Annotated in this window: 14 protein-coding genes; 8 read left to right on the top strand and 6 right to left on the bottom strand. The window is 71.5% G+C overall.

Translation table 11 applies throughout. The features are described from left to right. Window positions 1–114: 114 nt before the first annotated feature. Window positions 115–1,134, top strand: coding sequence for an ornithine carbamoyltransferase (argF, locus tag ACFY6S_RS06515; RefSeq protein ID WP_388823505.1), 1,020 nt, complete (start codon window positions 115–117; stop codon window positions 1,132–1,134). A gap of 33 nt (window positions 1,135–1,167) precedes the next feature. Here the strand turns inward: argF and ACFY6S_RS06510 are convergent, their stop codons facing one another. After that, window positions 1,168–1,578 (bottom strand): ATP-binding protein, encoded by a 411-nt coding sequence (locus ACFY6S_RS06510; RefSeq protein WP_388823503.1) that lies wholly within the window; start codon window positions 1,576–1,578, stop codon window positions 1,168–1,170. A gap of 294 nt (window positions 1,579–1,872) precedes the next feature. Between ACFY6S_RS06510 and ACFY6S_RS06505 the strand changes: the two genes are divergently transcribed. Together ACFY6S_RS06505 and ACFY6S_RS06500 are read left to right on the top strand one after the other, a co-directional pair. Next, the gene (locus ACFY6S_RS06505; RefSeq protein ID WP_388823501.1) at window positions 1,873–2,703 is read left to right on the top strand and encodes an enoyl-CoA hydratase family protein; all 831 of its coding nucleotides are present in this window, start codon (window positions 1,873–1,875) and stop codon (window positions 2,701–2,703) included. After that, the gene (locus ACFY6S_RS06500) at window positions 2,700–5,054 is read left to right on the top strand and encodes a bifunctional salicylyl-CoA 5-hydroxylase/oxidoreductase (RefSeq protein ID WP_388823499.1); all 2,355 of its coding nucleotides are present in this window, start codon (window positions 2,700–2,702) and stop codon (window positions 5,052–5,054) included. The genes ACFY6S_RS06505 and ACFY6S_RS06500 overlap by 4 nt, the downstream gene beginning before the upstream one ends. Here the strand turns inward: ACFY6S_RS06500 and ACFY6S_RS06495 are convergent. Continuing rightward, on the bottom strand, window positions 5,041–5,865 hold the full coding sequence (locus ACFY6S_RS06495; RefSeq protein WP_388823497.1) for a PaaX family transcriptional regulator C-terminal domain-containing protein: 825 nt from the start codon (window positions 5,863–5,865) through the stop codon (window positions 5,041–5,043). The two genes, ACFY6S_RS06500 and ACFY6S_RS06495, sit on opposite strands and share 14 nt — an antisense overlap. A gap of 4 nt (window positions 5,866–5,869) precedes the next feature. Further along, the gene (locus ACFY6S_RS06490) at window positions 5,870–7,552 is read right to left on the bottom strand and encodes an AMP-binding protein (protein ID WP_388823495.1); all 1,683 of its coding nucleotides are present in this window, start codon (window positions 7,550–7,552) and stop codon (window positions 5,870–5,872) included. 117 nt (window positions 7,553–7,669) lie between these two features. Between ACFY6S_RS06490 and ACFY6S_RS06485 the strand changes: the two genes are divergently transcribed. Together ACFY6S_RS06485 and ACFY6S_RS06480 are read left to right on the top strand one after the other, a co-directional pair. Then, the gene (locus tag ACFY6S_RS06485; RefSeq protein ID WP_388823493.1) at window positions 7,670–8,818 is read left to right on the top strand and encodes an acyl-CoA dehydrogenase family protein; all 1,149 of its coding nucleotides are present in this window, start codon (window positions 7,670–7,672) and stop codon (window positions 8,816–8,818) included. Beyond that, complete coding sequence (locus ACFY6S_RS06480) at window positions 8,818–9,216, top strand: RidA family protein (protein WP_388823491.1); 399 nt, start codon at window positions 8,818–8,820, stop codon at window positions 9,214–9,216. The genes ACFY6S_RS06485 and ACFY6S_RS06480 overlap by 1 nt, the downstream gene beginning before the upstream one ends. A gap of 144 nt (window positions 9,217–9,360) precedes the next feature. Here ACFY6S_RS06480 and ACFY6S_RS06475 read toward each other — a convergent pair whose 3' ends face one another. Both ACFY6S_RS06475 and ACFY6S_RS06470 read right to left on the bottom strand, forming a co-directional pair. Then, window positions 9,361–11,013 carry a hypothetical protein gene (locus ACFY6S_RS06475; protein WP_388823489.1) on the bottom strand — a complete coding sequence of 551 codons (1,653 nt, stop codon included), beginning with the start codon at window positions 11,011–11,013 and terminating at the stop codon, window positions 9,361–9,363. 241 nt (window positions 11,014–11,254) lie between these two features. Next, on the bottom strand, window positions 11,255–12,904 hold the full coding sequence (locus ACFY6S_RS06470; RefSeq protein WP_388823487.1) for a hypothetical protein: 1,650 nt from the start codon (window positions 12,902–12,904) through the stop codon (window positions 11,255–11,257). 349 nt (window positions 12,905–13,253) lie between these two features. Between ACFY6S_RS06470 and ACFY6S_RS06465 the strand changes: the two genes are divergently transcribed. Beyond that, window positions 13,254–16,604: a S8 family serine peptidase gene (locus ACFY6S_RS06465; protein ID WP_388823485.1), complete on the top strand. Its 3,351-nt coding sequence runs from the start codon at window positions 13,254–13,256 to the stop codon at window positions 16,602–16,604. Between the two features lie 108 nt (window positions 16,605–16,712). On the opposite strand, the gene ACFY6S_RS06460 is transcribed toward ACFY6S_RS06465, so the two are convergent. Next, window positions 16,713–17,765, bottom strand: coding sequence for a LacI family DNA-binding transcriptional regulator (locus tag ACFY6S_RS06460; protein ID WP_388823483.1), 1,053 nt, complete (start codon window positions 17,763–17,765; stop codon window positions 16,713–16,715). Window positions 17,766–18,045: 280 nt separating this feature from the next. Between ACFY6S_RS06460 and ACFY6S_RS06455 the strand changes: the two genes are divergently transcribed. Then, complete coding sequence (locus tag ACFY6S_RS06455) at window positions 18,046–19,419, top strand: extracellular solute-binding protein (protein WP_388823481.1); 1,374 nt, start codon at window positions 18,046–18,048, stop codon at window positions 19,417–19,419. A 23-nt stretch (window positions 19,420–19,442) separates the two neighbouring features. Further along, window positions 19,443–20,396 (top strand): carbohydrate ABC transporter permease, encoded by a 954-nt coding sequence (locus ACFY6S_RS06450; RefSeq protein ID WP_388823479.1) that lies wholly within the window; start codon window positions 19,443–19,445, stop codon window positions 20,394–20,396.

The raw sequence follows: 20,396 nt of genomic DNA, 5'->3' as shown, positions 1-20,396 counted from the left end.
GCGGCGGTCGGGGGCGGGCGCTCCACGGCGGCTGTATAGCAATACGGGACATCGTATATAGTTACGGTTTCGACCGTTCTTCCGCCACCCTCACGCGCTCCGGGAGCAGCCATCATGGCGATACACCTCGAAGGCCGCCACTTCCTCAAGGAGCTGGACTTCACCGCCGAGGAGTTCCGCGACCTGATCGATCTGGCCGCGGAACTCAAGGCCGCGAAGAAGGCGGGCACCGAGGTCCAGCGGCTGCGCGGCAGGAACATCGCGCTGATCTTCGAGAAGGCGTCGACCCGGACGCGCTGTGCCTTCGAGGTGGCGGCCGCCGACCAGGGGGCCGCCACGACGTACATCGACCCGGCGGGCTCGCACATCGGGAAGAAGGAGTCGGCCAGGGACACTGCCCGGGTGCTCGGCCGGATGTTCGACGGCATCGAGTTCCGGGGGGACGCCCAGGCGACGGTCGAGGAGCTGGCGGCGCACGCCGGTGTCCCCGTGTTCAACGGCCTCACGGACGACTGGCACCCCACCCAGATGCTCGCCGACGTGCTCACCATGACCGAGCACTCCGACAAGCCGCTGACGGAGATCGCCTTCGCCTATCTGGGTGATGCCCGCTTCAACATGGGCAACTCGTATCTGGTCACCGGCGCCCTGCTCGGGATGGACGTACGGATCGTCGCGCCGCGTGCCTACTGGCCGAGCGAGGAGATCCGCGCCCTGGCCGACGAGGCGGCGGCCGTCAGCGGCGCCCGGGTCACCCTCACCGAGGAGGTCGCGGACGGCGTCGCGGGCGCGGACTTCGTGGCCACCGACGTCTGGGTGTCCATGGGGGAGCCCAAGGAGGTCTGGGACGAGCGGATCGCGGCCCTGGGGCCGTACGCCGTGACGATGGACGTGCTGCGTGCCACCGGCAACCCCGAGGTGAAGTTCCTCCACTGCCTGCCGGCCTTCCACGACCTGGGCACCGCCGTCGGCCGCGAGATCCACGAGCGGCACGGATTGACGGAGCTGGAGGTCACGGACGAGGTGTTCGAGTCGGCGCACTCGGTCGTCTTCGACGAGGCCGAGAACCGGCTGCACACCATCAAGGCCGTTCTGGTGGCCACGCTGGGCCGCCAGGACTCCGCTCCCGCCTGACGGGGCCCGCGAGGGATCCGGCGTACGAGCGGCTCAGCACGCCGGCAGGGTGAACCAGACCGCCTTGCCCCGGTCCGTGGGGCGGTGGCCGCAGGCCGAGCTGAGCGTGCTGATCAGCAGCAGGCCGCGGCCGTCCTCCTGCCAGGGGTCCGGCATGACGCCCGGGCGCGAGAGATCGCCCGGCGGGGCCGGGTCGCGGTCGTGCACCTCGACCTGGCAGCCGGTCGGGAGGAGCCGCACCACCAGCTCGATGGGGTGGTCGCCGCCGGTGTGCTGGATGGCGTTGGCGACCAGCTCCGCGGTGAGCAGCTCCGCCGTATCGCTGTGGGCGCTCTCCTCCACGTGCGCGAGCGCCGTACGGACCAGGGCGCGCGCGAGCGGCACGGCTTCGGTGCTGTGCGGCAGCGTGACTCGCCAGGGGGATGAGTCTGCGGCTTCGGTCATGGGCGGGCGGTCCGATCGGGGGCGCGTGGAACAGGAGCGGGTAAGTCCTATTACGTTCAACTTTACGGAGCGTAAAGGCAAGGGCAAGGGGCGCCGGCCCGGCCGGGACAGGACCTTGGACCCCGTCGCACGGGACCTTCGGCCCCCTGCGACGCCGGCTTATCGCGCACTCGTGACGATAGTCACACATGGGTGATACCTTCGAACGGCGACGGTGCACGCCGACCGACGCGCGGTACACGGCACACGGCAACAGCATCCGCGGCACACACGCGCTGAAGGAGGCCGGCCTCCATGAGCCCGTTCCGAGGTTCCGCGTCCCGTACCCGGGAGTGGCGGCATCTGCGGCTGGTACGGCAGGACGACGGCGTCGCGACCGTCACGCTGGCCCGCCCCGAGAAACTCAACGCGCTCACCTTCGGCGCCTACGCCGATCTGCGCGATCTGCTGGCCGAGCTGTCCCGGGAGCGGTCGGTGCGTGCCCTGGTGCTGGCCGGGGAGGGGCGCGGCTTCTGCTCGGGCGGCGACGTGGACGAGATCATCGGCGCGACCCTCGCCATGGACACCGCCGCGCTCCTCGACTTCAACCGGATGACCGGACAGGTCGTACGGGCGATCCGCGAGTGCCCCTTCCCGGTGATCGCCGCCGTGCACGGAGTCGCGGCCGGGGCCGGAGCCGTCCTCGCGCTCGCCGCCGACTTCCGCATCGCCGACCCCACCGCCCGCTTCGCCTTCCTCTTCACCCGCGTCGGCCTCTCCGGCGGGGACATGGGCGCCGCCTATCTGCTGCCCCGGGTCGTCGGGCTCGGGCACGCGACCCGGCTGCTGATGCTCGGTGAGCCGGTACGCGCGCCCGAGGCCGAGCGGATCGGCCTGATCAGCGAAGTGACCGAAGAGGGCCGGTCCGCCGACCGGGCCGGCGAGCTGGCCCGCACACTCGCCTCGGGCCCCGCCCTGGCGTACGCGCAGACCAAGGCCCTGCTCACCGCCGAGCTGGACATGCCGCTCGCGGCGGCGGTCGAACTCGACGCCGCCACCCAGGCGTTGCTGATGAACGGCGAGGACTACGCCGAGTTCCACGCGGCCTTCACCGCGAAGCGGGCCCCTCTCTGGCGGGGCCGATGACCGCCCCCGGCACGGGCACAGGAGCCGGCACGGGCACAGGTCCGGGCGCACGCGCCGGCCGCGCGCTGCGCGTCGCCGTCATCGGCGGCGGACCCGGCGGGCTGTACGCGGCCGCCCTGCTCAAACGGTTCGACCCCGCCCGGGAGATCACCGTCTGGGAGCGCGGCGCCCCCGACGACACCTTCGGCTTCGGCGTCGTCCTGTCCGACGAGACCCTCGGCGGCATCGCGGACACCGACCCCGTCGTCCACCGGGCCCTGCGGGCGTCGTGCGTGCGCTGGGACGACATCGACATCGTCCACCGCGGCCGTACCCTCACCTCCGGCGGCCACGGCTTCGCGGCGCTGGCCCGGCGCGGGCTGCTGGAGATCCTGGCCGAGCGCTGCGCGTCCCTCGGCGTACGGCTCCACCTCCGTACGCAGGCCCCGACCGCGGCCCGGCTCGCCGCCGGCCACGATCTGGTGATCGCCGCCGACGGTGTGCACAGCCCCACCCGCGCCGCCCACGCCGACACCTTCGGTCCGACGATCACCACCCACCGCTGCCGCTACATCTGGCTCGCCGCCGACTTCGCCCTCGACGCCTTCCGCTTCGAGACCGCCGAGACCGAGCACGGCGTGATGCAGCTCCACGGCTACCCGTACGCCCCGGACGCGAGCACCGTCATCGTGGAGATGCGCGAGGAGGTGTGGCGCGCGGCCGGCTTCGCCGGCCCGGACACCCGGTCGTCGGTGGACCGCTGCGCCGAGATCTTCGCCGGCGCCCTCGGCGGCCGGCCACTGCGCTCCCGCGCCTCCTCACGCTCCCCCGCCTCGTCCTGGACCGCGTTCCGTACCGTCGTCAACGACCGCTGGAGCCACGGCAGTACGGTGCTGCTCGGCGACGCCGCCCACACCGCCCACTTCTCCATCGGCTCCGGCACCAAGCTCGCCATGGAGGACGCCCTCGCGCTCGCCGCCTGTATCGAGGAGCGGCCGGATCTGCCGGCCGCGCTGGCCGCGTACGAGAGCGAACGCCGCCCGGTCGTGGAGTCCACCCAGCGCGCGGCGGCCGCCAGTCTGCGCTGGTTCGAGGAGCTGGCCACCTACACCGCCCAGCCGCCGCACCGGTTCGCCTTCGGGCTGCTCACCCGCAGCCGCCGGGTGACCCACGGCAATCTGCGGCTGCGCGATCCCGGCTTCACCCGGGCCGTGGAGGAGGACTTCGGCTGCCCGCCGGGCACCCCGCCGATGTTCACCCCGCTGCGGCTGCGCGGGCTGACCCTGCGCAACCGGGTCGTCGTCTCCCCCATGGACATGTACAGCGCGGCGGACGGTGTGCCCGGCGACTTCCACCTCGTCCATCTCGGGGCGCGGGCCCTGGGCGGCGCGGGTCTGGTGATGACCGAGATGGTGTGTGTGAGCCCCGAGGGCCGGATCACCCCCGGCTGCACCGGCCTCTACACCCGCGAACAGGGCGAGGGCTGGCGCCGCGTCACCGATTTCGTCCACCACCGGTCGCCCGGTACGGCCATCGGCGTCCAGCTCGGCCACTCCGGCCGCAAAGGGTCGACCCGGCTCATGTGGGAAGGCATGGACGAGCCGCTGCGGGCCGCCAACTGGCCGCTGTACGCCGCCTCCCCGCTGCCGTACCGGCCGGGGATCAGCCAGGTGCCGCATCAGCTCGACCGGCGCCAACTCGACACCGTACGCGAGCAGTTCGCGGCGGCGGCGCGACGGGCCCAGCGCTGCGGCTTCGATCTGCTCGAACTGCACTGCGCACACGGCTATCTGCTCTCCGGATTCCTCTCCCCGCTCACCAACCGGCGCACCGACGCCTACGGCGGTTCGCTGGAGCGGCGGCTGCGCTTCCCGCTCGAAGTCTTCGACGCCGTACGCGCCGACTGGCCGGCCGAGCGCCCCATGACGGTCCGCATCTCCGCCACCGACTGGGCTCCCGGCGGGACCACCCCCGAAGAGGCCGTGGCGATCGCCCGCGCCTTCACCGAGCACGGTGCCGACGCGATCGACGTCTCGACCGGACAGGTCGTCCCGGACGAACGGCCCGAGTTCGGCCGCTCGTACCAGACGCCGTTCGCCGACCTGATCCGCAACACCCTGTCCGTCCCGGTCATCGCCGTCGGCGCGATCTCCTCCTGGGACGACGTCAACTCCCTCGTCCTGGCGGGCCGTACCGATCTGTGCGCCCTCGGCCGACCCCATCTCCACGACCCGAACTGGACGTTGCACGCCGCCGCCGCCCAGGGGTACGAAGGGCCCGCCGCGCCCTGGCCGGTGCCGTACCGCGCGGGCAGCCGCCCGCCCCCGGCCGGCCGGACCGACGCCCCGAAGCCACGCCTCACCCCGCCGTGAGGCTCCCGTCGACGAACTCCCGTGCCGGAGCACTCAGCCGGGCGTGCAGCCGGGCGAAGACCTCGGCGGACCGCTCACCCGGCCAGTCCGGCGGCAGCAGCTCGGCGGGCAGACCGGGATCCGCGTACGGCAGCAGCCGCCACGAGTCCAGCGCGAGCAGATAGTCGCGGTAGGCGTCCTGCGGCGAGCCCTCCCGGCCGCCCTCCCAGCCGCGCAGCACCGGCTCGTGCACGGCGAGGAACTCCTCGTACCGCCCGGCGATCGTGGCCAGGTCCCACCAGCGCGCCACCGCCTCCGCCGTCGCCCCGAAGCCCAGATACTCACCGCCGAACAGCTCCACGTACGCGTCGAGTTCGAGCCGGCGCAGCATATGGACCGTCTCCTCGCGCAGCCGCGCGGGCGCGATCCACACCCCGGGCGCCGCCGTACCGAAGCCGAGCCGGGCCAGCCGGGAGCGCAGCAGATGACGCTTGTGACGCTCCGACTCGGGGACGGTGAAGACCGCCAGCACCCATCCGTCCGCGAGCCGGGGCGGGGCGGAGGCGTAGATCCGCCGGTCCCCGTCGTCGAGCAGCTGCCGCGCCTGCGCCGACAGCACATATCCGGCCGAACCCCGCTCCGTACGCTCCGCGACCAGCAGCCCGCGCCGCTTCAGCCGCGAGACCGACGAACGCACCGAGGGCGCGTCCACACCGAGGGCGCCCAGCAGCCGGATCAGCTCGGCCACCGCGAGCGGGACGCCGTCGGGGGCGCGCCCGTACGCGCCGTACAGGGTGACGATCAGGGAACGGGGGGAGTGCTGCTCGGCCACGTGATCACTCTAGAACGTGCCCTGTCCCGGACGTGTCCCCGTCCGGCTCCCGCAGCCGGAAGCGCTGGAGCTTCCCGGTGGGCGTCCGGGGGAGCGCGTCCACGAACACGATGACCCGGGGGCACTTGTACGGCACGAGCCGCGCCCTGACGAACTCCCGCAGCGCCTCAGCGGCCCCCTCGCCGCGTGCCGACCCCTCGCGCCCCACCACGTAGGCGGCGACGACCGTGCCGCGCACCGCGTCGGGACGGCCCACGACGGCGGCCTCCACCACATCGGGATGGGCCAGCAGCGCCTCCTCGACCTGCGGTCCCGGTACGTTGTAGCCCGCCGACACGATCATGTCGTCGGCACGGGCCACATAGCGGAAGTAGCCGTCCGGCTCCCGCACGTAGGTGTCACCGGTCAGATTCCAGCCGTCCCGTACGTACTCCCGCTGGCGCGGATCGGCCAGATAGCGGCAGCCCACCGGGCCCCGGACGGCCAGCAGCCCCGGCTCCCCGTCCGGTACGGGCGCGCCGCCGCCGTCCACCACCCGCGCCTGCCACCCCGGCACCGGCACCCCGGTCGTCCCCGGCCGGATCGCGTCGTCCGCCGCCGAGATGAAGATGTGCAGCAGCTCGGTCGCCCCGATGCCGTTGATGAGACGCAGCCCGGTGCGCTCGTACCACGCGTGCCAGGTGCCGGCGGGCAGGTTCTCGCCCGCCGACACACACCGCCGCAGCGAGGAGATGTCGTACGGCCGCTCCGTCAGCTCCGCCAGCATCAGCCGGTAGGCCGTCGGCGCGGTGAACAGCACCGAGACCCGGTGCTCCGCCACCGCCGCCAACAGCTGGACCGGGCGGGCCTGTTCGAGCAGCAGCGCGCAGGCACCGGCCCGCATCGGGAAGACCACGAGACCGCCGAGGCCGAAGGTGAAGCCGAGCGGCGGGCTGCCCGCGAAGAGATCCCCCGGCTCCGGGCGCAGCACCTCGCGCGAGAACGTGTCCGCCACGGCCAGCACATCGCGGTGGAAGTGCATACAGCCCTTGGGCCGGCCCGTGGTCCCCGAGGTGAAGGCGATCAGCGCCACGTCGTCCGCCGCCGTCGGCACCGCCGGGTACGGCTCGGGTCTGCCCTCGGCGAGCCGCAGCAGATCGTCCGGCGCCTCCCCGCCGTACGCCGTGATCCGCAGCCCCGGCACCGAGGCGAGGGCGAGGCCCTCCAGCGACCTGGCGTCGCACAGCGCGTGCCCGACCCGCGCGATCTCGCACATGGCGGCCAGCTCCGAGGGGCGTTGCCGCGCCAGCACCGTGACGGCCACCGCGCCCGCCTTGAGCACCGCCAGCCAGCACGCGGCCAGCCAGGGGGTGGTGGGTCCGCGCAGCAGCACACGGTTGCCCGGCACCACGCCCAGGTCGGTGGTGAGGACATGGGCGATCCGGTCGACCCGCTCGCGCAGCCGCCCGTACGACCACACCTCGCCCGCGGGGGTACGGAAGGCGGGGCGGTCGGCGCCGAAGCGCTCGACGGTACGGTCCAGCAGCTCGGCGGCGCAGTTGAGCCGGTCGGGCGAGCCCGGCCCGCCCGCCCGGGAGGCGCCGGCAGGCCGTTCCGGGGGGAGGGGGAGGAGCCGGGGCCACTGCTCCGCCGGCGGCAGATGGTCACGCGCGAAGGTGTCGGTGTGGGCGGACGGTGTCAGCTCCATGGATCGCCCCCTCTTGCCGGTCACGGCAGTACCTGTGGTGGGGTCGCCCAACGAGCGTATCGTGAACGTGACGACAGTCAACGGTCCGCGATACAACCGCTGGAAGTGGGGGATCGGATGTCCGTGTTCTCGCTCGATCCGGTACAGACCGCGTGGTGTGCCGAACTGCGCACCCTGGCCGCCCGGCGGCTGCGTCCGCTCGCCGAGCGGGGAGAGCCGGGCCGGGTGAACCGGGAGCTGCTCGCCGCGCTCGGTGAACTAGGGCTGCTGGAAAGGCTGTTCACCGCCGGGGCGCTGGACCTGTGTCTGCTCAGGGAGTCCCTGGCCCAGGGCTGCACGGAGGCCGAGACCGCGCTCGCGCTCCAGGGGCTCGGCAGCTACCCGCTCGTGCTGGCCGGTACCCCCGCGCAACGCGCCCGCTGGCTGCCCGAGGTCGGCGCGGGCCGCGCCGTGGCGGCCTTCGCGCTGAGCGAGCCGGGCGCCGGGTCGGACGCGGCGGCGCTGTCCCTGCGGGCCGTCCCGGACGGCGGGAGTGCCGGGGGGTGGCTGCTGACCGGTGAGAAGCGCTGGATCTCCAACGCGCCCGAGGCCGATTTCCACACCGTTTTCGCCCGCACGGGCGGCGGCCCCGGAGCCCGTGGTGTGACGGCCTTCCTCGTGCCGTCGGGGCGCCGGGGGCTGACCGGCTCCGCGATCGAGATGCTCGCCCCGCACCCCGTCGGCTCCCTCGTCTTCGACGCCGTACCGGTCGGCCGCGCCGATGTCCTCGGCGAGGTGGACCACGGCTTCCGGGTGGCCATGGCCACCCTGAACCGCTTCCGCCCCAGCGTCGGCGCCTTCGCCGTCGGCATGGCGCAGACCGCGCTGGACGCGGCCGTCCGGCACACCGCCACCCGTACCGCGTTCGGCGGCCCGCTGCGGGACCTCCAGGCGGTCTCCCACCAGCTCGCGGAGGTGGCGACCCGGATCGAGGCGGCCCGGCTGCTGGTCTACGCGGCGGCCCGCGCCTACGACACCGGCGCCCCCGATGTGCCCGCGCGTTCGGCGATGGCCAAGCTGTACGCCACCGAGACCGCCCAGTTCGCCGTCGACACCGCCGTACAACTGCACGGCGCCCGCGCCCTCCAGCGCGGCCATCCGCTGGAACACCTCTACCGGGAGGTCAGGGCTCCGCGCATCTACGAGGGCGCCAGCGAGGTCCAGCGGGCCATCATCGCCAAGGAGTTGTACCGGACGGCCGACAACACCCGGGACGGGGAGCGGTGATGGGCCTGGAACGGATCAACCCCGCCGGGCTCTCCCCGGCCACCGGCTTCTCGCATGCCGTCACCGCCACCGGCCGCCGGCTGGTCCTGCTGGCGGGACAGACCGCGCTCGACGGTACGGGCGGGATCGTCGGCGGCACACTCCCCGCCCAGTTCGCCACCGCGCTCGGCAATCTGCTCACCGCGCTCGCCGCGGCGGGCGGCGGTCCGGGCGATCTCGCCCGGGTCACGGTCTACACCACCGATGTCGCGGACTACCGCGCCCACGCGGCGGAACTCGGCCGGATCTGGCGTCGTGCGGCGGGCCGGGACTATCCGGCCATGGCCGTGATCGGAGTCGTACGGCTCTGGGACGAGCAGGCCCTGGTGGAACTGGACGGGATCGCCGTGCTGCCCTGACCGCGCACCGCACACGAGAAGGCGGCCCCGAAGCGGCGAGGACGCGCCCGCACACGCGAAGGCGCACATGGCTCCGGCCCGCGGCGCCGTGCCCCCGAGGGGGGAGCAGCCGCGGGCCGGAGCCCGACCGGGGAGGGGAGGACGTCAGATCGGTGTGGTCTGGGTGCAGTTCTTCCACTCGACCCAGGGGCGGCCGCCGCCCTTCTGCGGGCCGGTGGCGTAGGTCGGGTCGCCGGTGATGGTCTGTTCCTTGTGCTCGTGGGTGATGTCGATGCCGAAGAGTTTGAAGCCCATGGTGACCTGCCCGGCCGAGACACCGAAACCGATACCGAGCGAGGCGTTCCACCAGTCGGTGTTGGCGGTGTAGTCCAGCCGGGAGAGCTTGGCCTTGTCGTGGAGGAGTGTTTCGAGAGGGCCGGCGTCGTCGCCGAGGGGTTCGGCGGCGTCGGAGGGGGTGGGCAGGGCGTCACCGGCGGGGAAGTCGCCGCGTCCGCGCAGCCAGTCCTCCACCAATGTGCTGTCGTCGTCGTTGTCGAGCGGCAGCTCCGCCGACTCGGTGTGGATCGTCGACGTGATCTCACCGGCACCGCCACCGACATCGATGGTCACCGGGAGCGGACCGGCGTTGGCTCCCGCGCCGACCTTGATGCCCGTGCCCTCGCCTGCTTCCTGGCTGGTGGTGATGGTCAGCTTCTGCGGGTGGTGGGGGTCGCCGTTCTCCTCTTCCTCGTCGTAGGCCGCGGCGTCGTAGGTGACGGCGACCTGCTGCATCTTGCTTCCCTTGCCCTGCACTCCCTCGCCGCCCTGACCGCTGACGGAGAACGTGTAGACGAAGGTGACCTTCCCGGCGTCCGGGCCGGTCTTGGTGCGCAGGACCACGACGTCCTCGGTCATCGACGCGGAGAAGAGGTCGGTGGATATGGAGCCGAGGTCTTTCTTGTCGTCGCCCTTGCCCTTGGTGAAGGACTTGCCGAAACTCAGCCCGCCGGCCAGTTCGGTGGTCGACTTGGTGATGTCGACGTCCGGAGCCTTCTCGGGATCGAGATCGGGCCGCTTCTTGTTGGCGGCGTGGTCACAGATCATCCCCAGCTCCGCGCCCCACGCGCGCGGGGGCGCGCTCTTGCACTTCGAGGAAGCCTTGAGGTACTCGGCGAACTGCTTGGCGTCCGCGAGATTGGCCTCCAGGTCGGCCTGCGGGTCGTCGCTCTTGTTGCCGTTGAAGAGCCACTGGCCGCCGCTGCCGCTGCCCTTGGAGTAGCTGCCGCTGAGCGAGGCGCTGCCGCCCCAGTCCTTCAGACCCGGTATGCCCGCCGAGACGCTGGCGGTGACACCGACGCTGCTGTCGACGACACGCTCCAGCGTGACGGTGCCGTCCGACCACTGGCTGACCTTCACCTGCTCGGATCCACTGATCTTGATGAAGATGATCTGGACGGTGTAGGTGTCCTTGGTCTGGTCCTCGGCCAGCAGGCACTTCGCCGGCTGGAAGGGGTCGTTCTCGGGTGGGTCGACGGGGTCGTCGGGGTTGTCCGGGTCGTCGGCGGGGTTGTCGGGGTCGTCGAAGTCGCCGCTGGAACACGCCTCGGAGCCGCTGGTCGGGTGCAGGACGCGGCACACGGCGGCCTTCAGCCCGGTCGCCTCGTCCTGCGGGACCGAGAGGCCCACGATCGCGGCGCAGATCATGGCGACGACCAGGATCATCGCCACGTACTCCGTACCCGCCACACCCCGGTCCCGGACGCCGCGCACACGGCTGCCAGGTGCGTGCCAGGCACGGAAATCCTCGGTCCTTCGCATCCGAACTCCTCGTTGCCGGGCCGTCGCCAACTCCCCCGAGCGGTAGCAGCCTAGGTATGGGTCCGGGCCCATCGGCAGGGCCCTCGGGCCCAGTTGTGGGCCCAGTGGGGCGGGTGTTCGGCGAGTGGCGGGCGGCCGGAACAGAGCGGTGGCGCGGGGTCGCGCGGGCCGCCGCGCGGGGGTACGGCACGAGGCGCCGGCGGTGTGGAAACCGCCGGCGCCTCGGACCGTACGGCCGGGATCAGACCGGGACGGGTGTGGTCTGGGTGCAGTTCTTCCATTCGACCCAGGGGCGGCCGCCGCCCTTCTGCGGGCCGGTGGCGTAGGTCGGGTCGCCGGTGATGGTCTGTTCCTTGTGCTCGTGGGTGATGTCGATGCCGAAGAGTTTGAAGCCGAGGGTGACCTGCCCGGCCGAGATGCCGAGGCCGATGCCGAGCGAGGCGTTCCACCAGTCGGTGTTGGCCTCGTAGTCGAGCCGGGAGAGCTTGGCCTTGTCGTGGAGGAGTGTTTCGAGGGGCCCGGCGTCGTCGCCGAGGGGTTCGGCGGCGTCGGAGGGGGTGGGCAGGGCGTCACCGGCGGGGAAGTCGCCGCGTCCGCGCAGCCAGTCCTCGACCAGGGTGCTGTCGCCGTCGTTGTCGAGGGGCAGTTCGGCGGTCTCGGTGTGGATCTTCGAGTTGATCTCGCCGCCCCCGCCGCCCACGTCGATGGTCACCGGGCCCGCGTTGGCTCCGGCACCGACCTTGACACCCGGGCCGTCCCCGGCTTCCTGGCTGGTGGTGATGGTCAGCTTCTGCGGGTGGTGGGGGTCGCCGTTCTCCTCCTCCTCGTCGTAGGCCGCGGCGTCGTAGGTGACGGCGACCTGCTGCATCCTGCTTCCCTTGCCCTGCACTCCCTCGCCGCCCTGACCGCTGACGGAGAACGTGTAGACGAAGGTGACCTTCCCGGCGTCCGCGCCGGTCTTGGTGCGCAGAACGACGACGTCCTCCGTCATCGACGCGGAGAAGAGATCGGTGGATATGGAGCCGAGGTCTTTCTTGTCGTCGCCCTTGCCCTTGGTGAAGGACTTGCCGAAACTCAGCCCGCCGGCCAGTTCGGTGGTCGACTTGGTGATGTCGACGTCCGGGGCCCGCTCGGGGTCCAGGTCGCCTTTCTTCTTGTTGGCGTTGTAGCCGCAGAGCATGCCCAGCTCCGACGAATGGGGCCCCACCGGCGCGTTGTTGCACTTGGACTGCGCCCTCAGGTACTCCGTGAACTGCTTGGCGTCCGCGAGGTTGGCCTCCAGGTCGCCCTGCCTGTCGTCGCTCTTGTTCTTGTCGAAGACCCACTGGCCGCCGCTGCCGCTGCCCTTGGAGTAGCTGCCGCTGAGCGAGGCGCTGCCGCCCCAGTCCTTCAGACCCGGTATGCCCGCCGAGATGCTGGCGGTGACACCGACACTGCTGTCGTCCACACGCTCCAGCGTGACGGTGCCGTCCGACCACTGCTGAAGTTTGATCGTCTCCGATCCGCTGATCTTGATGAAGAGGATCTGGAGGACGATGGTGTCCTTGGTCTGGTCCTCGGCCAGCAGGCACTTCGCCGGCTGGAAGGGGTCGTTCTTCGGTGGGTCGACGGGGTCGTCGGGGTTGTCCGGGTCGTCGGCGGGGTTGTCGGGGTCGTCGAAGTCGCCGCTGGAACACGCCTCGGAGCCACTGGTCGGGTGCAGGACGCGGCACACCGCCGCCTTCAGCCCGGTCGCCTCGTCCTGCGGGACCGAGAGGCCCACGATCGCGGCGCAGATCATGGCGACGACCAGGATCATCGCCACGTACTCCGTACCCGCCACACCCCGGTCCCGGACGCCGCTCGCCGCGCCTTCCGGCCGCCGGGCCGGAAACGTCCTGGCTCCCCTCATGCGCACTCCTCGTCCCGTCGCCACAGCACAACTGCCCGAGCGGCAGCAGCCTAGGTACGGGATCGAGGCGTCAGCAGGGCCCACGGGCCCAGTTGGGGGCCCAAGGCGGCGGACCCGAAAAAATTCGATCGCCGTACGAGTGAACCCATCGAGGATCGCCCTCGTCTTCCGTGCAGAAGCGATCACCAAGAGCGGGAGTCACGCCAATCGCGCCCGAGGAGACGCGAGTTGCGTGCGGTGTGCGTCTTGGTGGGCGGTCGGTTCTCCGCATGTGCCGGATGTGCGCATACTCAGCACCTCCTGCATGTCGGGGATTTGTTCGATTAATACCTCAAGAGTTGGGGGAATTTTGCGCACTGACAAGAAGAGAGCCGGCGCGGCGATGGTGGCCGCTCTGCTCACGGCCGGACTCATGTCCGCGGCCACCGCGGGTACGGCGTCCGCCGCCGGCGAGGCCGGAGCCGCCCAGTCGTTCGCCGCCAAGGCGCGGCAGGCGCGGTCCGGCGGGTCCGCGGTCACGCTCATCACCGGCGACCGGGTCCACCTGGACGACCGGGGCCGGGTGACGCGCGTACAGCCCGCGAACGGACGCGAGGGCGTCCGGATGAACGTGAACCGTGTCGCGGGCCAGATGTACGTCCTGCCGGCCGACGCCGCTGAGCTGGTCGCCCAGGGGAAGCTGGACCGGCGGCTGTTCAATGTGACGGGTCTGCTCAAGGCCGAGTACGACGACGCGCACCGGGCGACGCTCCCGCTGATCGTGTCGTACGCCAACGAATCGAGTCAGAAGGCGCGGGCGAAGTCGGCCATCGCCGAGGCGGACGTCTCGGTGCGCCGCGTCCTGCCCGCCGTTCGCGGCGAGGCGCTCACGGCGCAGAAGGACGACACGGCGGACGTCTGGGAGGCGCTCACCGCGCCCGGCGATCCCCGGAGCGAGGCCCGTGAGGCGGCCCCCGGCATCGCCAGGGTGTGGCTGGACGGCAGGCGCAAGGCCGCCCTCGACAAGAGCGTGCCGCAGATCGGCGCGCCCGCCGCCTGGCAGGCCGGGTACGACGGCAAGGGCGTGAAGATCGCCGTACTGGACACCGGAGTCGACGAGACCCACCCCGACCTCAAGGGCGCGGAGATCGCGCAGAAGGACTTCTCGGGCTCGGGCAACACGGTCGACCACGTCGGTCACGGCACGCATGTCGCCTCGATCACGGCCGGAACCGGCGCGAAGTCGGGCGGGAAGTACAAGGGGGTCGCGCCCGGGGCGAAGATCCTGGACGGCAAGGTGCTCGACGACGACGGCTGGGGCGACGACTCCGGCATCATCGCGGGCATGCAGTGGGCCGCCGACCAGGGCGCGCGGATCGCCAACCTGAGCCTCGGCGGCCAGGACACCGCGGAGACCGATCCGCTGGAGGCGGCGGTCGACAAGCTGTCCGCCGAGAAGAACATCCTGTTCGTCATCGCCGCCGGCAACGAGGGACCGGACGCGCAGACCATCGGTTCCCCCGGCAGCGCGGCCTCCGCCCTGACCGTGGGCGCGGTCGACAGCAAGGACCGGATCGCCGAGTTCTCCAGCGTGGGCCCGACGGCCGACGGCTCGCTGAAGCCCGACGTCACCGCGCCCGGCGTGGACATCGTCGCCGCGAAGGCCGCCAAGGGCGTCGCCGGTAGCCCGGCCGCCGACGGCTATGTGGCGATGTCCGGCACGTCGATGGCGACCCCGCACGTCGCGGGCGCCGCCGCGCTCCTCGCCCAGGAGCACCCGGACTGGACCGGCGCGCGGATCAAGCAGACGCTGACCTCCTCGGCCAAGTCCGGCTCGGGACTGACCCCGTACCAGCAGGGGACCGGCCGCGTCGACCTGACGAAGGCGATCACCCAGACCGTCGTCAGCGAGCAGACCGGGCTGAACTTCGGCACCCAGCCGTGGCCGCACACCAATGACAAGCCGGTCACCAAGAAGATCACGTACAACAACAGCGGTACGCAGGACGTCACCCTCGACCTGTCGCTGGAGACCGTCGGCCCCCGGGGCAAGGCGGCCCCGGCCGGCTTCTTCACCCTCGGCGCGAACCAGGTCACCGTCCCCGCCGGCGGTACGGTGAGCGTCGACCTGACCTCCCACACCGCCGTGGGCAGCCAGGACGGCGCCTTCAGCGGTACGGTCGTCGCCAAGGCCGCCGACGGCCAGGGTGTCCGGACGACCTTCGGTGCCGTCCGCGAGGTCGAGTCGTACGACCTCACGGTGAAGTTCATCGACACCAAGGGCAAGCCCTCCCCGTCGATCGGCACCCTCTACGGCCACGACACCGGCCTCTGGAAGGACCTGGCCGCCACCAAGAGCGACGGGACCGCCAAGATCCGGGTTCCGAAGGGTACGTACCTGCTCGACGGCCAGGTGCAGACCCCCAACGGGAAGGCCGACCCGGACATCGCCTGGATGGTCCAGCCCAAGCTGGAGCTGACCAAGAACCTCACGGTCACCATGGACGCCCGCAAGGCCAAGCCGGTGAACGTCACCGCTCCGGAATCCGCCAAGCTCGGCGGGGCGTACGTCAATTACGACCTCGCGTCGGCGAACGGCGGCTTCGTCAGCACCTGGATGCTGGACTCCTACAAGGGCTTCCGCGTCGGCCAGGTCGGCCCGTCGGTCCCGGCGAAGCTGTTCAACGCCCAGGCGGGCGGCATCTGGCAGAAGGGCAGCACCACCTACAACCTGCTCTACAACCGCGCCGGTTCGTTCTACACCGGGTTCACCCACAAGGCCGCCAAGAGCGAACTGGCCCTGGTGAACACCAAGGTCGGCTCCACCGCCAAGAGCCGCAAGGGCTCCGTCACCGCGTACTGGGTCCTCCCGTCCGGTCAGTTCGCCCTCGGCATGATGGGCAACCCGTTCGCCCTGCCCACCACGGCCAAGACCTTCTTCGCCACGCCCAAGGGCTACACCTGGGGGCTCGGCGTCGAACAGCTCGACGGCCGGGGCAACTCCGAGGTCTCGCTGGCGTCCTCGGCGCCGAAGTCCTACACGGCCAAGAAGACGTACACGGAGACGTACAACGTCGGTGTGTTCAGCCCGAAGGTCGGCGGAGACAGCGGCGTCGAGCGCTACAACAACGAAATGCTGGCCTGCATAGCCGATTTCACCGACGGCGCCGGCCACCTCGGCGGATCGAAGGTCAGCAAGCAGCAGTCCGTGCTCACCGTCGACGGCAAGCAGGTCGTCAACGAGAAGGACAGCCTCTGCCTGTACACCGACGCCCTTCCGGCCAAGTCCGCCAAGATCAAGCTCAGTACGGACGCGACCCGCTCCACCTCGGTCGCGGGCGTCAGCACCCGGCTCACGGCGGCCTGGACCTTCGCGACCAAGAAGGGCGCGGCCGACAAGGTCGTGAAGCTGCCGGTCTCGACGGTCCGGTTTGCCCCGAAGCTGAGCCTGGCGAGCACCGCCAAGCCCGGTCAGAAGCTCACGGTCCCGCTGACCGTCCAGGGACCGGCGGCCAAGAACCTCAAGTCGCTCGCCGTCCAGGTCTCCTACGACGGTGGCAAGAAGTGGTCCAAGGCCCCGGTCACCACCAAGAGCGGCAAGCGGACCCTGTCCCTGAGCCACCCCAAGAAGGCCACCTCGGTCTCCCTGAAGGCGAAGCTCACCGACAAGAGCGGTAACACCTACGACGTCACCGTCATCAAGGCGTACCTGCTCAAGTAACCACCCGCACGAACGGTCGACGGATCCGGCCGCGCCCGGGGAACGCACCCCACGTTCCCCGGGCGCGGTCACGCGTGGTGCCGTACGCCGCCGCGGGGCCCGTACGGATCAGTGCCGCGTGCCCTCGGTGCTCTCCCGCAGGACCAGACGGTGTGCCACGACGTGGTCCTGCGGCGACAGGGGCGCCGACGCCGGCGCCTCCGCCCGGCCGCCCGGCCGGTTCGCCTCGTCGATACGGCGCCGCAGCAACTCGACGGCGGCTGTGGCCACCGCTCCCTTGTCGGGGGCCACGGTGCTCAGCGTCGGGACGCTGTAGCGCCCGCCCTCCACATCGTCGAAGCCCATCACGGCGATGTCCTCGGGCACCCGCGCACCGTGCTCGTACAGTGCCCGCAACGCCCCCAGCGCCAGCTGGTCGTTGAGACACAGCAGCGCGTCGGGACGGGCGCCGCCGGTCAGCGCCCGGGCCACCGCCTCGGCCCCTTCGGGCATCCGGAAGGCGGCCACGGGGAGCAGCGCCCCCGCGTCGTAGGCGATGCCCGCCGCCGCCAGTGCGGCGCGGTAACCGCGGGTGCGGGCCTCCGCCGTTCCCAGCCCCGGCTCGTCCCGCCCGCCGATGACCAGGATGTCGCGGTGCCCGCGGGCGATCAGATGCTCGGTGGCCTCGCGGGCGGCCCGTTCGTTGTCGATCGCGACATGGTCGGCCCCCTCCTCCAGCAGCTCTCCCAGCAGGACCGTCGGCGGGGACCCGGCGTGTTCGCGCAGATCGTCGGAGGTCAGGGCGAGCGGACTGAGGATGACGCCGTCGACGAAATCGGAACCGAACCCCGACAGCGCCGCCAGCTCGTGGTGACGGTCCCCGCCGGACTGGTGGACCAGCACGGTCAGGGAACACCGCTCGGCCGCGCGGATCACATGCCGGGCCAGTTCCGCGAAGTACGGGACGTCCAGCTCCGGTACGACCAGCGCGATCACCCCGGTGCGCCCGGTGCGCAGATGGCGCCCCGCCAGGTTCACCCGGTAGCCGAGATGGTCGATCGCCTCGCGCACCACGCGCCGGGTGCGGTCGGAGACGTGGACATAGTCGTTGATCACGTTCGAGACGGTCTTCTCGGACACGCCCGCGTGCCGTGCGACGTCCTTGATCCTGGGTCGTGCCACCACCGATTCCCCCTGCTCCCGTGCGTCGCCGAGTCTATGCCGTACCCGGACCGGAGGGTCGCGGGGGCGCGGCCGGGGCTTGGTGCGGCCCCGGCCGCGCCCGCCGTACAACAGACCTTGCCACAACTCTTTACAGCCGATGTACATCGTTGTAAAAACATGGCACCGCGCCGGTCGCCGGAGCGGTGCCCACCCATTGCCCGCGGTGGGCCGCCCCCGGTCACCCGTGCCGGTGGCCGCCGTCAACCGGCAGAGTCGACCGGCCGTCGAAAGGTCCGTGATGAGTTCTTCTCCACCCGCTCCTGGTCCGGGGCCGCTGTCCACGCCCCCGCCGGCCGAGGGCGTCAGCCGCCGCGGGCTGCTGCGCTACGGCATGGCCGGAGCCGGCGCCGCGCTGCTCGCCTCCGGCACGCTGGCCGGCTGTGCCTCGCCGGCCGCGTCGTCGGACGCCTCCGCCCTGCGCGTCTGGGACCTCTTCCAGGGCGGCGACGGCATTTTGATGAACGACATGATCAAGGCCGTCTCCACCGCTCGCGACGGCTTCACCGTCGACCGCACCATCCTGGACTGGGGCCCGTCGTACTACACCAAGCTCGCGATGTCGGCCGCCGGCGGCCGGGCGTCCGATGTGGCCGTCCTGCACCTCTCCCGGCTGGCCGGATACGCCCCCGGCGGGCTGCTGGACCCCTTCGACCTGGACCTGCTCGCCGAATTCGGCTGCCGCGAGGCCGACTTCACCCCCGCGGTCTGGAAGCGGACGCAGCACGAGGGAACCGTCTACGCGATCCCGCTGGACGTCCACCCCTTCATCGTCTTCTACGACCGTGACGCGGCGGACAAGGCCGGACTGCTCGACTCGGCGGGCGAACTCGCCCCCATGGGCTCCCCCGAAGCGCTGCTGGACGCCGGAAAGGCGCTCGCGAAGGTCACCGGCGGCTCGGGCATCCTCTTCGGGCATGTCACCGACACCGCGCAGAGCTGGCGCCAGTTCGCCGCTCTCTACGCCCAGACCGGCGCCGCCTTCACCCTGCCCGAGGGCGGACCCGCCGAGATCGACACCGACGCGGCCGTCCGGGTCGTGTCGTTCATGCAACGCCTCTTCGACGGCAGGACCAATCCCAACAACCTCGACTACAACGGCGCGATGGCCGCGTTCATGGGCGGTCGCGGCGGTATGGCGATGCTCGGCGAGTGGGAGCTCCCGGCCCTGCGGAAGTCGGGCGTCCGCCTCGGCGCCGCCCCCTTCCCGCAGGTCTTCGACCGGCCCGCCGTCTACACCGACTCGCACAGCTTCGTCCTGCCGCACCAGTCCGACCCCGACCCCGCGCGGCGGCGCGAGGCGCACCGGTACGTGGCGCAGATGATCAAGCAGAGCCTCACCTGGGCGAGCGCCGGGCACATACCCGCTTACCAGCCCGTACTGTCCCGTCCCGCGTACGCGGCGCTCGACCCCCAGTCCTCCTACGCGGACGCGGGCAAGGTGGCGGTGCTCGACCCGCCGAACTGGTTCGCCGGAGCCGCGTCGAACTTCCAGAACCGCATGTGCCAGCCGCTCCAGTCGGCGCTGCTCGGCAACACCTCGGCCGAGAAGGCCGTACGGCAGATGGTCCGCGAGGCGGAGACGCGGCTGCGGCAGCCCAACCCGGTGGCCTGACCGGAGCACAAGGAGCTACTGACGTGACAACCACCGCACCCACCGGCGGTGCCGTGCCCCCGAGCACGGCGCCGCCGGCCCCCGCCCCGCGGAACCGGCTCCGCCCCCGGAACAAGGGCGCCGCGGGCCGGAGCAACGGCCTCCTCTTCGTCCTGCCCTTCGCGGTGCTGTTCGCGCTCTTCCTGGTCTGGCCGGTCGTGCACGGCCTCTGGATGAGCCTCACCGACAGCTCGCTCGCCCTGCGCGACACCTCATTCGTCGGCTTCGCCAACTACGCCGAGGCGTTCGGTGACCCCGACGTCTGGAGCAGTCTGGGCAACACCGTCTTCTTCACGCTCATCTCGTGCGTGCCCCTGGTCCTGGTCGCGCTCGCGATGGCGCTGCTGGTGCACAGCGGCCTGGCCGGCCAGTGGGTGTGGCGCCTGGCGTTCTTCGCGCCCTATCTGCTGCCCGTCACCGTGGTGACCGTCATCTGGCTCTGGCTCTACCAGCCGGACGTCGGCTTCGGCAACCAACTGCTCGGCGCGCTCGGCGTGGAGCCCGTCGGCTGGCTGTCCGACGAGTCGGTCGCCATGTGGTCCGTCGCCGCCCTGACGGTGTGGTGGACGGTCGGCTTCAACTTCCTGCTGTACCTGGCCGCCCTCCAGTCCCTGCCGGAGGCCCTCGACGAGGCCGCCGCGATCGACGGCGCCGGCGCCTGGCGACGGCTGTGGTCCATCACCCTGCCCCAACTGCGCAGGACCACGGTGATGGTGGCGATGCTCCAGATCCTGGCCTCGCTCAAGGTCTTCGACCAGATCTACATCCTCACCAAGGGCGGACCGAACGGCTCCACCCGTCCCATCCTGGAGTACGTCTACGACGTCGGGTTCAGCGGCTACCGGCTGGGCTACGCCTCGGCCATCTCCTACGTCTTCTTCGCGCTCGTGATCGTCATCTCGCTCGCGCAGCTCCGCTTCTTCCGCCAGGAGGACTGA

Source organism: Streptomyces sp. NPDC012835, assembly GCF_042900885.1.
In the GTDB taxonomy this organism is placed as follows: Bacteria; Actinomycetota; Actinomycetes; order Streptomycetales; family Streptomycetaceae; genus Streptomyces.
The sequence above is the reverse complement of the archived record's forward strand: the minus strand, read 5'-3'. Positions and strand labels throughout refer to the sequence as shown.